This window comes from Aquirufa sp., from assembly GCF_044377215.1.
Lineage (GTDB): Bacteria > Bacteroidota > Bacteroidia > Cytophagales > Spirosomataceae > Aquirufa.
This window is the reverse complement of record NZ_JBILJM010000044.1, coordinates 1-13915: the sequence shown is the minus strand read 5'-3', so window position 1 is coordinate 13915 and position 13915 is coordinate 1. Positions and strand designations below refer to the sequence as shown.

Genomic DNA, 13915 nt, shown 5'->3' with positions numbered 1-13915 from the left:
AATATTCGTCGCCCATTCCTGAAACGATGTATAAACAAAATTCCGATAGGGATCAGCAGAAGTTCCAATATCAAAACCATCTGCAATTAAATGCTGAGTAGAAATTGCTACAGCCCGCATGTCAACTTTACCTGACAAATAAAGATAGGTACCTAATAACTTACCGTGACGATTCTCCTCTGCGGTCCAATTGCGAATCCATTTAACCCAACCATTCTCTTGATCCAATTGATCTACCGTTTCCATGCCAAGCAACCAAGATTCATAAGTTGGCAATGCCTCCTCAGTAATCGTGTCACCTATCAATACAGCCCAATAGTCATAAGGCAATTCATTCGCTGCTTCTTGCAACAATTTCACTTCTTGAAAAAAATTATCCTTGGTAGAATCCGGAAGCATATCTGAAGGCTGCCAATTAGAATCAATAGGATTTAAAAAATCCTTCATGTAGCTATCCATATTTTTGGCCAGCTCAGACATTACTTCAAGACGTGTATGAAATTGAGACATAGAAATATTTATTTTGAAAAATAAAAAACCAATATAGGTAGAAAAATTAGTAGTTGGGCTGAAATTTCACAAAATCAAAGCCTTTAGCACCAATCTGCAAAACATAAGCATGCTTGAAATCCTGACTAAACCAGTCTCCTAAATTATAATAATGAATATCAGATGCTAACTGAATACAAACAGGATGATGACGATGCCCACAAACATACGCTTCAATTCCCTTATTGGCCAATCTATCAGTCAACATTCGATCCTTAATAGCTAAAACGATATAGTCAGTGTCAGAATTAAACATCACTTCGCCCGAACTAATTGTTGATTTTTTTCGAGTTCCTGACCAAAAATGAGCCAACCTAACACCAATATCAGGATGTAAAAAACCAAATAAAAATTGTGCAATAGGATTAGTAAATACTTGCTTAAGCAACTTATAACCATAATCACCAGGACCAATACCATCTCCATGTCCAATGCAAACACGCGAGGAATGATGCACAAACTGAAATTCAAAATCTGTTAAGGTTTGGTAAATTTGTGCATTACATTCTGTAACGAAATAATCTTTCATCCAAAGATCATGATTTCCAACAAACACATGAATGCGTACTCCTGAGTCAGCTAATGAAGCTAATTTCCCTAAAAAGCGAACGAATCCTTTGGGAACAACTTCTCTATATTCAAACCAAAAATCAAAAAGATCGCCAACTAAAAATAAATCAGACGCATCATGTGCAATTTGATCCATCCATGAGACTAATTGAGCTTCACGTGCACGAGATTCACTTGCATTCGGAAAACCCAAATGCATATCTGAGATACAATAAACTTTCTTTCCGTCAGGAATCTGTATTACAATCATACTCAAAATAAATAGGGGTGAGAATCCCCACCCCTATTGGTTAATCTTCCTTTTTAGGACTACGCTTTCTGGACGACGCTTTCTTGACAGGTACCGACTCAGGTCCAACATCATCTTTTACTTTCGCGACCGATTTCTTAGCTGTCAACTTTTTATCTTCTGCTAATTGACGTTCATCCTTAGCATCTTGACGCTTCTTCTCCGTTTCTCCTTTAATAAACTCTTGATAAGAAGTTAATTGCTCAAATGGGCGAGGGCCAACTAACGCCTCTAAATCACTTTGAAAAAGGACTTCTTTCTCCAATAATTGTTCCGCTAAAATGGTTAGCTTGTCCTTTTTGGATTGGAGCAATTTTTTAGTTCGTGTATAAGCCTCTGCAATAATCTTCCGAACCTCTTCATCAATTTCGCGAGCCGTCGTCTCCGAATACGGCTTATTAAACTGATAGTCCGAACCTTTCGAATCGTAGTATGAAATATTACCCAACTTCTCATTCATACCATACACGGTAACCATAGAATAAGCGAGTTTTGTGATACGCTCCAAATCATTCTGTGCTCCTGTAGAAATCTTTCCAAACACAATTTCTTCTGCAGCTCTTCCACCCAAGGTAACACACATCTCATCCATTAATTGCTCTGTGCGATATAAGAATTGTTCTTTGGGCAAATATTGCGCATAACCCAACGCAGCGACACCACGTGGCACAATTGAAACTTTGACCAATGGATTGGCATGCTCTAAAAACCAACCTGCAATCGCATGGCCCGCCTCATGAAAGGCTACAATTTTCTTTTCTAATGGATTAATGATCTTATTCTTCTTTTCTAACCCCCCAATCACACGATCCATAGCCTCCTGAAAATCATCCATATCTACAGCGGTCTTGCTACGTCTTGCAGCAATCAATGCCGCCTCATTACAAACATTAGCAATTTCCGCTCCAGCGAAGCCAGGTGTTTGTGCCGATAATTCTTTTGGATCTATATCCGCTGCTAATTTCAATGGCTTCAAATGAACTTTAAAGATTGCCTCACGACCAATAATATCTGGTTTATCAATTGAAATCTGACGATCAAAACGTCCCGGACGCAACAAAGCAGAATCCAATACATCTGGACGGTTTGTTGCAGCCATGATAATAATCCCTGAATCAGTTGCAAAACCGTCCATTTCTACCAACAAAGAGTTTAATGTATTTTCTCGCTCATCATTTGATCCCGGCATTTGGCCTCGACTACGCGAACGACCAACAGCATCTATCTCATCAATAAAGATGATACATGGGGCTTTTTCTTTGGCTTGTTTGAATAAATCACGTACACGAGCGGCACCTACACCAACGAACATTTCAACAAAATCAGAACCTGAAAGTGAGAAAAATGGAACACCTGCTTCGCCCGCTACAGCCTTAGCTAATAATGTTTTTCCTGTTCCCGGAGGACCGACTAAAAGTGCACCTTTCGGGATTTTACCTCCCAAATCAGTGAATTTTTTAGGGAATTTTAAAAACTCGACAATCTCTTGAATTTCCTCTTTGGCCTCATCTAGTCCAGCTACATCATCAAATGTAACTTTCACTTTAGATTCACCTTCAATTAGCGTTGCCCGACTGCGACCAATATTAAAAATTTGACCACCACCTCCACCACTACCACCCATTCGGAAAAATAGAAAGTAAAAACTAAGACCCATTAAAATAAAAAATCCCCAAGTACCTAACCAATCCAATGGTCCAGTCCTAGTCTCAGGTGTTGCAAAAATGCGCTCATTTCGAGGAAAGTCTTTTTGTCTATCCTCTAAAAAATGTTCAAAACCCTCTTTTGAAATTATTGGAAATTCAAAGTGTGGTCCTTGCTTAGCTGAGATTAAGCCTTTTGGTGAGTTCTTAAAATATTTCGAAACAAAACCCGACTTTAATGAGACCTCAACTAATTTATCATTCACAATGACGACAGACTCTACCTCTTTTTGAATCACCATAGACTCAAACTGACGTTGATTGATTTCTTGCAACGTACGTTGTTTGGTAAAGAAAAACATACTGACCATTGCAATCATAAGACCAATGATCATCCAACTCTGCATTCCTCCCACCGGTTTTTTAGGTAAGCGTGGGGGCATCCCCGATAGTTTTTTATTCTTAAAACTGTTTCCTTGTTTTGCCATTAGTTTGTTTAATTTGGGCTATTAACACACATCGAAACCATTATAGTTCGATTCATGAAAAATTTATGCTTCGGGTAGGTACGAAAACTTCGCATCTCCCCATAATTCCTCTAGTTTGAAAAAATCACGCTTATCTTTTAGGAAAACATGAACTATTACATCATAATAATCCATTAAAATCCACTCGCGATTGGCCTTACCCTCCACCGCATGCACATGAATCTTTCCTGATTCCCATACTTCTTTGTCGACAGAATCCGCAATTGCTTCAATCTGGGTATCAGACGTTCCTGAACAAACGACAAAAAAATCAGTAAATGCATTATGTACTCCACGCAAGTCCATCACGACGATCTCTTGTGCCTTCTTCTCTTGCATTCCTTTCACCACCCAATTTGCTAGTTCTTCAGATGCTTCCTTGGTGGGGGTTTTTAGGGTACTTTTGGCCATAAATTTGGATTAATAAATAATTAACAGAATCATTAATATCCTGTAACGAATAAAGAATTAAATTTGTTCTTGTAAAGCTAAAATTACAAAGAAAAGTTGAACAATTACCAAGCCCCTACCCGGTTCGTCGGCAAATTCACAAAATTTATCAAGTCGTGTGAATCCACTAACACACTTGCATTCGAAGAGTCGATTAACTTAGATTTACCCGAAGGATTTGCTTGGATAGCTGGCCATCAAACTGCCGGCAAAGGCCAAAGAGGAAACCATTGGACTGCAGAAGCAAATAAAAATTTGCTTGTTTCTTATGCCTTAAAACCTCCACATGAATTAGTGACCAATCAATTTTACCTGAGTAAATGCATTGCCTTAGGCGTCATTTTAGGTATACAAAATTGGGCTCAAAATTATATAGGACACCACCTGAGAGCTACTATTAAATGGCCAAACGATATTTATTTAGATGAATATAAACTAGGAGGAATACTCATTGAAAATAATTTTCAATCTGGCAAATGGTCATTTGCAATTATTGGCATTGGAATAAATGTCAATCAAAGTTTGTTCGATGGACTACGCGCAACATCGCTACGTCAATTTACTCCTACTCAAAATGTAATTAACATTTCCAATGTATTTGATTTTATTTCCATGGGGATCGAATATTACTATGATCAATTTACTAAACGGGAATTTCAACTGATCGATGAAAATTACCATAAAAATCTATTTAGGAATCAAGAATGGCATACATTTCGTGACGCAGCTGGCATTTTCAAAGGAAAGATACTCGAAGTGGACGCAAAAGGACAGATCCAAATTGAAGTAGAAGGCCAAACAAAAGGTTATGATATCAAGGAATTAAATTTTATTTTTAGCGAATAAAATCTCTAAACCGCGTGCTTAAAACCTATCAAAGCAATTTGTCCAATTTTCTTCATTGGGCCGAGCATACTCCATCAAGTGTTTTCCTCAAACAACCATATGGCAATCATTACACTGATTTTACGTATCAAGAATCAGAGAATCAGGTCAAAAAAATAGCTTCTTTTTTCGGAAAAACACTTGAAGTCAGCAAACCAAAACATATTGGTATCCTGTCTAAAAACTCTGCCCACTGGATTCTTGCTGATTTGTCAATTGCATTTGCGGGGGCAATTTCAGTACCCTTTTATCCAACCTTAACAAGCGATCAATTCAATCAAGTGCTTACACATTCTGATTGTCAAATTTTGGTCGTAGGAAAACTTGACAATTGGGATGAAATAAAACGAGGAATTCCAGCGCATATTCAAATTTTATATACGCCGGACAGCCCGTGCAACATAGGTACTTCGTGGCAAGATGTTATTGAATCAGAAAAAAGCTTAGAAACTCCTGAAGTCAATAATCCTGATTCAATTGCAACGATAGTGTATACATCAGGGACAACAGGGACGCCGAAAGGAGTTATGATTACACATAAAGCAGTCACTATCGCCCTCAATTTAGCCCGAGATTTAGCCTATTTAGAAAACCCAAATACGCGTTTTATCTCCTACTTGCCTTTATGTCACATTGCGGAACGAAATATAGTTGAATTTGCAGGTATAGCAGCAGGAGGTACCATTTACTTTGTTGAAAACCTGACAACCTTTCAACAAAATTTATCTGAAACACGACCAACGCACTTCTTGGCTGTTCCCCGCATTTGGGCCAAATTTCAAGAAGGTATTCTTCAAAAGATAGGTGGCGAAAAGAAACTAAATTTATTGTTGAAAATTCCCGTGCTTAATAAGCTAATCAAGAAGAAAATACAAAAAGGACTTGGCCTAGATCAAGCTTATTTTTTACTGACAGGCGCCGCGCCTATGCCACCAGAATTAAGTGCTTGGTTTCAGAAAATTGGGCTTTTTATTCAAGAGGCCTATGGTATGACGGAAAACGTGGGGCTAAATACCTTTATGCCACGTAATGATATTCGACTAGGTTCAGTAGGCAAAGTCCACCCAATTTGCGAAACGCGTATTGACCCAGAAACAGGCGAAATACAAATGAAATCAGACTATAATACAACCGGGTACTATAAAGCACCAGAAATCACATCAGAATTATTTGATGGCGATTGGTTAAAAACAGGTGACATGGGTCATTTAGATGCCGACAATTATTTAAAGATAGTCGGCCGTGTAAAAGATAATTTCAAAACTGCTAAAGGCCAATATGTAGCTCCAGCACCAATTGAAAATCAATATTCACTGAGCAATTTGGTAGAACAAGTCTGCGTAGTAGGTATAAATTTACCTCAACCCATAGCACTTATTGTCACAACAGCTACAGCCAAAGCACTAAATAAAAGCCAAATGATTGAGGCATTTGATAAGCTACGAATTCGGATTAATCCGAACTTCAAAAAATATGAGCACATTCAAAAAATAGTAATTCTTCAGGATGAATGGAACGTGGAAAACAGATGCTTAACACCAACTCTAAAAATTCGAAGAATGGAAATTGAACAAAAATTTACTGCCCAATTCGAGAATTGGTACACGTCAAAAGAATCCATTATTTTCGAATAATATAATTTTCGAAGCAGCAAGATTTGCGTAAATTGGGCCAATGCGCCCAAAGTTCCTCATTTCAATTTGTTGCTTTTTTCTTCTTTCCCTAACGATAAATCGCCGTGGCCTAGGCCAAAATATAGCGGTAGATACAATAATTTTCAAGGGCAACGAGCGCACTAAATTAAGTATTTTACGTAGAGAGCTTGATTTTTTCGAGCGAGACTCTCTTCAAGTCTCAGAACTACCTAATCGAATTGAATTCAATCGAAGAAAGTTGATGAACACGAATCTGTTCATATGGGTAAAATCTGATTACCATCAACTGCCAGATGGAAGGATAAGTATACTTTATGAATTTTTAGAGCAGTGGTATGTACTAGCTTATCCCCTGTTCCAATTGGCAGATCGAAATTTCAATGATTGGTGGTCACGTGGAAAGGATTTTGATCGAGCTATTTATGGGCTCAACTTTAGGCATAACAATTTCATGGGACGTAATGAAAAAGTAATCATAAATACTGAAACCGGATTTAATAACAAATATGAATTCGTATACCAAAATCCTTACCTAGATCGAAAAAAGACCATTGGACTACTATTGAACTGGCAATATGCTTCACTTAAAAACGTTCCCTATAAAACCATTTCAGATACGCTTGCCTATAAAAATTCAAATCAATTTATTGCGGAAAAATGGACTGGGAGTATCGAATTTCGTAAACGATTTCGATTTTATGACTTCCAACGAATAGAATTTAAATACACCCATGCGAACATTGATAAAAGTATCGCTCAACTAAATCCAGCCTATTTTGGTCAAGGCCAATTAAATCAAAATTTTAGCCAGCTCGAGTACGCATTCTCGTATGATTACCGAGACTTTATTAACTATCCACTTAGAGGAAGAAAACTAGATATAAGCGTTACAAAATATGGCCTTTATCCTCGAGAAAAAGTAGATTTTTGGGAGATTAGTGCGTCTGCAGCCTATTTTTTCGAACTTGGCAATAAATTTTTTCTAGCTAGCCAGGTGAAAGCAAAAATTAGTCGAGATACCTATATTCCGTATACAAATCAACGTGGATTTGGGTATGCCAATGACCTCGTTCGGGGATATGAGCTAAACGTTATCGATGGTACAGGTTTTTTCCTTTGGCGCAATACAGCGAAATTTCAGCTGTTTTCAAGAACTTTTCACATTCCATTTATACCCTTCAAGCAAATTAATCAAATACCAATTGCCATATATCCAACCGTCTTTGCCGATGTAGGCTATGTGTACAATCCATTCAATGATTCATCAAAGAATGCAAACAAATGGTTGTTGGGCACAGGACTCGGATTTGATTTTGTCACGTATTATAACTTCGTTGCTCGCGTGGGTTTCCCTGTAACTAATGGAGGAAAAACAGGAATGGTGGTTGCCTTAGGCCGGGAATTTTAACAAAAAAAAACCAGTCATTGACCGGTTTCTTTATAAAATACCTAACCACTAATAGTCTTTAATATTGTTATTAATGAAAATTCTTATTTGAGCAGACCAAAAATAAGAATTTTTTCTCAAAGATTAATTTTTAGCTGATTGAAATTCTCTATTTTTGAAATAAGTAAAAAAAATGATGAATTCTACTCCTCCATTTTTCGGAAAAGCTACGTATCAATTCGTGATTGTGACCCTTTTGGGTAGCTTGTTATTACTACAATGCAACCAGTCTTCCAACCATGACGCAAATTTAAACGGAAAAGCTGCTGATCAAACGCAATCACAAAGATTTTGGAATAATGCATCTAACACATTACAAAAAATAACATTAAGTGATTCGGCCGTCGTTCGAAATGTAAAATGGCTCCAACCACTTAACTCGCTTAATGAAAAAATTGAATTATCTGAAACCCAACCTAAAAGCGGCAAATCGTATTCCCTTTATTTGGATGACAGCGACTTAAATTTTGTGGATGTTATTTATATAACAAATGAAAACAACCAGATTAATAAGATTGTTTTCGATGTATACGTGGAAGATAAATTAAATACGATTAAACTTTTAACTGAATTTGAGCAATATTTTTCTATTAAACATGGAAAGAAAACCATCCAAGGGCAAGTTAGCATTTGGGAATCAAAAAATAAATCCCGAATACAGTTGGAAGATGTAAGTACTTCCAAAGATCCGGGAATTAAATTAATCTATGAATTAATTGATTAGACTTTCCAAATCCACCCGCGTGAATCAGGTATTTCACCTAGTCGAATTTGATTAATTTCTTTAAAAACTTTAGCCGAAAAATCGTCTTCTTTACGTTCAGGCAATTGATAATCTACTCCCTCAAACCCTATCGTTGCAATTGGGGCAATAACAGCAGCAGTACCTGCACCAAAAGCTTCCGTTAAAGATCCATTTTCAATCCCTTCAATCAGCTCCTTAATTGCTAATGGACGCTCTTGTACATCCATTCCCCAGTCTTTGGCAATTTGCAAAACAGATTTGCGTGTCACTCCATCTAAAATAGTATCACCCGTGGGTGCAGTTACCAATGACCCGTTTACAACAAACATTAAGTTCATCGTACCCGCTTCCTCCACAAATTGATGCGTAGCTGCATCTGTCCAAATAATTTGATCATAACCATCCTTTATTGCGTTCTGCGTTGGAAATAATGATCCACCATAATTACCCGCATTTTTTGCAAAACCAACACCACCTTTCGCGGCACGAATGTATTCTGTCTCCACACGAACACGCAATGGTTTTGTGTAATAAGAACCAACCGGGCAATTAAAAATAATAAATCGATAGGTATTCGAAGGAGTAACTCCCACATATTCATCCGTAGCAAACATAAACGGCCTTATATATAAGGAACACCCTTCTTTTGCAGGCACCCATGCTTGATCAAGTTTTAATAAGGTACGTAACCCTCCTAGAAACAACTCTTCTGGTACTTCGGGCATGCACATGCGATATGCAGACTTATTGAAACGCTTCATATTCTCTTCTGGACGGAATACTTGAATGTCTCCTGATGCCGAACGGTAACCTTTCATTCCCTCAAAAATCGATTGCCCATAATGTAAAGACATCATGGCTGGCTGATAAGATAATGGGCCATAAGGCTGAATAGTGGCACTTTGCCATGCACCGTTGGCATATTCTGCCACTAACATATGATCCGCAAAGCTGCGACCAAAAGTTAAGTTATCAAAATCGACTTGATCAATACGGGAATTTGAAATAGATTGAATGTGGATTTGCATACGTTGTTTTAAATTTTATTTACCTGAATTCCAAGGAATCTCAGGAATATCTAAACTATGATGCAAAAAACGACACATCATAAATAAATAATCAGACAATCGATTGATATAGGCTAAAGCTACTTCGTAATTCGGTTGGTCTGTAGCTTGAACCCAACGGATTAAACTTCGCTCTGCACGCCTACAAACCGTGCGCGCAATTTGAGCTGTAGCAATACTTTCATGCCCCCCTGGTAGAATAAAAAAACGCATTGGACTTAACTGCTCATCCATTTCGTCAATATTGTTTTCCAATGAAACTATATCTTTTAGGGATATTAATTCCATATTACCCAAAGTTTCCTGAGAATCACTAGCGACACAAGCTCCCAAAACAAATAAACTTGACTGAATCAGTTGAAGTTTTTCCGCAAGTTTAGGTTCTACTCGACAAACTAGTAACCCAATGTGGCAGTTAAGTTCATCGATATCTCCAATAGCTTCTAGACGAAAATCAGACTTAACAATACCGATACCATCAGCTAATCGAGTGAAGCCCTTATCTCCGTGTTTTGTGTAGATTTTCATAAGTACAACAAAAATAGTTTTTTCAGCCTTGAATCCAAAAGAAAGGAAGCATTTATCAAATACGAGGAAAGATTAGGGTCTTAAGTTTTTCAAAACTAATTTTGTAAACTTTTTCAACAATATGTCAATAGATAAATTTATTTCCCGGGTTTGGCGTGTATTATCCATGTTTGCTTTTGGCATCAGTTTGCTCTTTATCTATCGAGGACTACCTGACCCAACTGCCGTACACTTTGGAGAAACTGGCCGTGGTGATGGCTTTTTACCTAAAGAAGAAATTTTTTATTTAACTGCAGCAATTGTTACAATTCTGAATGTTTTAGGGTTGTTACTAATCAAAAGTATTGAAAAAATTCCGCGCGTATATTTTGGAAAATTAGTAAAAGCATTCGCCTCCAAAGGTGATTTATTGATACAGCAAATTATCGTGCATTGGTTACATTTTCTTTTGGCCTTAATTAACACCTATTTAATCCTGGTTTTTCGTGTTTTATTATTACTGAATGATGAACGTACCAATCAAGCCGATTACAGTTATTTACCCAAATTAGGTATTGTTCTATTTCTAGTATGGATGATTTATTTACCAGCTCGATTATGGAGCTCTTCTAATTTTATCGACGAAGATCATGCTTAAAAACATGCCCGATATTTCCATTCAGGCATTTGACTACGAGTTACCCGATTCACTCATTGCTTTTTTCCCGAGTCAAAAACGGGATGAATCACGTTTACTTGTTCACAAAAATGATCTTACGAGTCATCATTCTTTTCAGCAATTTCCTGATTTAATTCCTTCAGATAGTTTAATTGTATTTAATAACACGAAGGTTATTCCTGCTCGAATCCAATTACAAAAGCAAAGTGGAACAGCGATTGAAATTTTTCTTTTAAAACCTTTGATAGATAATGTCCCGACGCAAAAAGCTATGGAGCAAAGTCGGGAAATTCGTTGGGAATGCTTAATTGGTAACAAAAAACGGTGGAAAGCTAATGAAACGTTAAAGAAGTCAATTGAAATTGATGGGCATGTAATTGTTTTAAGCATTAATTGGCATGAACGCCTATCAAATCAAGTCCAAATTAATTGGGATAGCGACCATGCATTTGTCAGTATACTTAATGAAATAGGTAAAATACCGTTGCCACCATACATGGAACGAGACACGGAATTAGCAGATCAAGATCGTTATCAAACAGTATTTTCAAAGGAATTGGGTGCGGTGGCAGCCCCTACAGCTAGTTTGCATTTCACCACTGAGATATTAGAAAGATTAACAGCTAATGGTATTCCACAAAGCTATTTGACATTGCATGTTGGCGCCGGCACTTTCCTGCCCGTAAAAGAAGAAGAGGTTCGAAATCATCCCATGCATCGCGAGCAATTAATTTTTGATCGCGAATTTATAATTCAATTAATGCAACATGAAGGATCGTACGTTCCGGTCGGCACAACGGCTATGCGCGCCTTGGAAAGCTTATATTGGTCAGGAATTTGGGTGATGGAAAACAAATCCATTCCTGAAAATGGTTTAATTATCCCAAAAGAATTTGCTTATCAGGATCGAGATGATGTTTCGAATGAAGATTCATTAAGGGCCTTACTAACTTTTATGGAGGAGAGCCAACAAACCAAATGGATTGCACAAACAGAATTATTGATTATGCCTAGCTACCGATTCCGCTTTTGCGACGCATTGGTAACCAATTTTCATCAGCCAAAATCAACGCTTATGGTGCTTGTTTCCTCCCTTATTGGTGACGCATGGAAAGCGGTTTACCAAGAAGCAATTGATCAAAAATACCGTTTTTTGAGCTATGGTGATGCGTGTTTGTTTTTCAACAAACAGCAATAATTCCAACTGAATTACTAAATTTGTGGCCCGATAATTTAGACGTTAGACGTTAGACGTTAGACGTTAGACGTTAGACGTTAGACGTTAGACGTTAGACGTTAGACGTTAGACGTTAGACGTTAGAGGTTAGACGTTAGAGGTTAGAGGTTAGAGGTTAGAGGTTAGAATTGAAAACTGATTACTGATTACTGATTACTGATTACTGAATACAGACTTAGCCGCTAGATAATAGTGACTAAATAAACACCCGATTATGAATTTCATTGAAGAATTGCGCTGGAGAGGGATGTTACAGGATATGATTCCTGGATTAGAGGATCAATTAGCCAAAGAAATGACGGTAGCCTATATAGGTTTTGATCCAACTGCTCCCAGTTTACATATAGGTAATTTGGCAGCAATCATGTTGTTAAAGCATTTTCAGCTATGTGGTCATAAACCCATTGCATTGGTTGGTGGTGCTACGGGTATGATTGGCGATCCATCAGGCAAAGCAGCGGAACGCGAATTTCTATCTGAAGATACGTTACGGGCAAATCAGGTAGGCATTCAGAAGCAACTTGAAAAGTTCTTAGAATTTCATGCAGGTGCGAACTCAGCTGAGGTGGTTAATAATTATGATTGGTTCAAAGAATTTAGCTTTCTTGGATTTTTGCGCGAAGCCGGGAAATTTTTGACCGTCAATTACATGATGTCAAAAGACTCGGTCAAAAAGCGGTTAGAAACTGGAATATCATTCACCGAATTCTCTTATCAATTATTACAGGGCTACGATTTTTATCATTTATATAAGAATAAAAATGTACGCCTTCAAATGGGCGGTTCAGATCAGTGGGGCAACATCACAACGGGAACTGAAATTATTCGTAGGAAAGAAGGTCATGATGAAGATGCGACAGAGCGAGCGGCATTTGCATTGACTACACCTTTAGTAACGAAAGCAGATGGCACCAAATTTGGTAAATCTGAATCAGGTAATGTGTGGTTGGACGCTGAAAAAACAAGTCCTTATGCATTTTACCAATTTTGGTTGAATGCAGCGGATGCGGATGTTCCTCGATTGATACGTGTATTTACCTTACATTCGAAAGATCGAATAGAGGAATTAGAAAAGCAACATGCGGAGGCACCTCATTTGCGTATCCTGCAAAAGGCGGTTGCAGAGGAAGTGACGACGCGTGTTCATGGAGCAGAGGTGTGTGCATTGGTTATTGAAGCCTCTACCCTATTGTTTTCTAAAGATGCGGTGGAATTAATTGCATCTGCTTCAGATGCATTAATGAATCAATTACCTATTCATGAAGTTGCTGAAGAATTATTGGCTGAATGCAAGAACCTAACTGATTTAATTAGTGTGGGGACTGATAATCTAATTTTCCCATCAAAGGGTGAAGCACGTAAAGCCATACAAAACAATGCCATTAGTATTAATAAGGTAAAAGTAACAGATCCCAATGCGACATTAGATTTTGAAAAGATTCGTGGTCGATACGTATTGGTGGGGAATGGAAAACAAAAAAATTACATTTTATCCTTCAAATAGTTCAGCAAATAAGGCTTGAGCAAAAAAAAGTTAAATTATTTTTTGGGGTGTGTTGGTATATTTAAATTATTCCTACATCTTTGCACTCCCAATTGCTAGGAAAACGATTCTAGCGCATTGACTGGCGGTATGATTGCTGGGTTTAGACTTAGTGATTATTC

General features: G+C 37.6%; 13 protein-coding genes. 7 read left to right on the top strand and 6 right to left on the bottom strand.

Features of this window, described 5'->3' with window-relative positions; all coding sequences use genetic code 11:
• The 4 genes from ACIQ6T_RS10515 to rsfS form a co-directional block, all read right to left on the bottom strand.
• The coding region (locus ACIQ6T_RS10515) for an acyl-ACP desaturase (protein WP_395786161.1) at nucleotides 1–510 on the bottom strand (510 nt) is incomplete at its 3' end.
• Between the two features lie 46 nt (nucleotides 511–556).
• Nucleotides 557–1369: a UDP-2,3-diacylglucosamine diphosphatase gene (locus ACIQ6T_RS10510; RefSeq protein ID WP_395786159.1), complete on the bottom strand. Its 813-nt coding sequence runs from the start codon at nucleotides 1367–1369 to the stop codon at nucleotides 557–559.
• A 40-nt stretch (nucleotides 1370–1409) separates the two neighbouring features.
• A complete protein-coding gene (gene ftsH / locus ACIQ6T_RS10505) occupies nucleotides 1410–3539 on the bottom strand; it encodes an ATP-dependent zinc metalloprotease FtsH (protein ID WP_395786157.1) in 2130 nt (709 codons plus the stop codon).
• Nucleotides 3540–3602: 63 nt separating this feature from the next.
• The gene (gene rsfS / locus ACIQ6T_RS10500) at nucleotides 3603–3989 is read right to left on the bottom strand and encodes a ribosome silencing factor (RefSeq protein WP_395786155.1); all 387 of its coding nucleotides are present in this window, start codon (nucleotides 3987–3989) and stop codon (nucleotides 3603–3605) included.
• Between the two features lie 96 nt (nucleotides 3990–4085).
• Here rsfS and ACIQ6T_RS10495 point away from each other — a divergent pair, with 96 nt between their 5' ends.
• From ACIQ6T_RS10495 to ACIQ6T_RS10480, 4 genes are all read left to right on the top strand, one after another.
• A complete protein-coding gene (locus tag ACIQ6T_RS10495) occupies nucleotides 4086–4874 on the top strand; it encodes a biotin--[acetyl-CoA-carboxylase] ligase (RefSeq protein WP_395786153.1) in 789 nt (262 codons plus the stop codon).
• Nucleotides 4875–4912: 38 nt separating this feature from the next.
• Entirely contained in the window at nucleotides 4913–6547 is a 1635-nt protein-coding gene (locus ACIQ6T_RS10490; RefSeq protein ID WP_395786151.1) for an AMP-binding protein, read from the top strand.
• 262 nt (nucleotides 6548–6809) lie between these two features.
• Nucleotides 6810–7976 (top strand): BamA/TamA family outer membrane protein, encoded by a 1167-nt coding sequence (locus ACIQ6T_RS10485; protein ID WP_395786149.1) that lies wholly within the window; start codon nucleotides 6810–6812, stop codon nucleotides 7974–7976.
• A gap of 172 nt (nucleotides 7977–8148) precedes the next feature.
• Entirely contained in the window at nucleotides 8149–8739 is a 591-nt protein-coding gene (locus ACIQ6T_RS10480; protein ID WP_395786147.1) for a hypothetical protein, read from the top strand.
• On the opposite strand, the gene ACIQ6T_RS10475 is transcribed toward ACIQ6T_RS10480, so the two are convergent.
• Nucleotides 8736–9788 (bottom strand): branched-chain amino acid aminotransferase, encoded by a 1053-nt coding sequence (locus ACIQ6T_RS10475; protein WP_395786145.1) that lies wholly within the window; start codon nucleotides 9786–9788, stop codon nucleotides 8736–8738. The genes ACIQ6T_RS10480 and ACIQ6T_RS10475 overlap by 4 nt on opposite strands.
• A gap of 15 nt (nucleotides 9789–9803) precedes the next feature.
• Nucleotides 9804–10355 (bottom strand): cob(I)yrinic acid a,c-diamide adenosyltransferase, encoded by a 552-nt coding sequence (locus tag ACIQ6T_RS10470; RefSeq protein WP_395786143.1) that lies wholly within the window; start codon nucleotides 10353–10355, stop codon nucleotides 9804–9806.
• A gap of 121 nt (nucleotides 10356–10476) precedes the next feature.
• Between ACIQ6T_RS10470 and ACIQ6T_RS10465 the strand changes: the two genes are divergently transcribed.
• The 3 genes from ACIQ6T_RS10465 to tyrS all read left to right on the top strand — a co-directional run bounded on the left by ACIQ6T_RS10465 (nucleotide 10477) and on the right by tyrS (nucleotide 13754).
• Nucleotides 10477–10992, top strand: coding sequence for a hypothetical protein (locus ACIQ6T_RS10465; protein ID WP_395786141.1), 516 nt, complete (start codon nucleotides 10477–10479; stop codon nucleotides 10990–10992).
• Entirely contained in the window at nucleotides 10985–12211 is a 1227-nt protein-coding gene (locus ACIQ6T_RS10460) for an S-adenosylmethionine:tRNA ribosyltransferase-isomerase (protein ID WP_395786139.1), read from the top strand. Before ACIQ6T_RS10465 ends, ACIQ6T_RS10460 begins: the two co-directional genes overlap by 8 nt.
• A 253-nt stretch (nucleotides 12212–12464) precedes the next feature.
• Nucleotides 12465–13754, top strand: coding sequence for a tyrosine--tRNA ligase (tyrS, locus tag ACIQ6T_RS10455; RefSeq protein WP_395786137.1), 1290 nt, complete (start codon nucleotides 12465–12467; stop codon nucleotides 13752–13754).
• The last annotated feature ends 161 nt before the right edge of the window (nucleotides 13755–13915 follow it).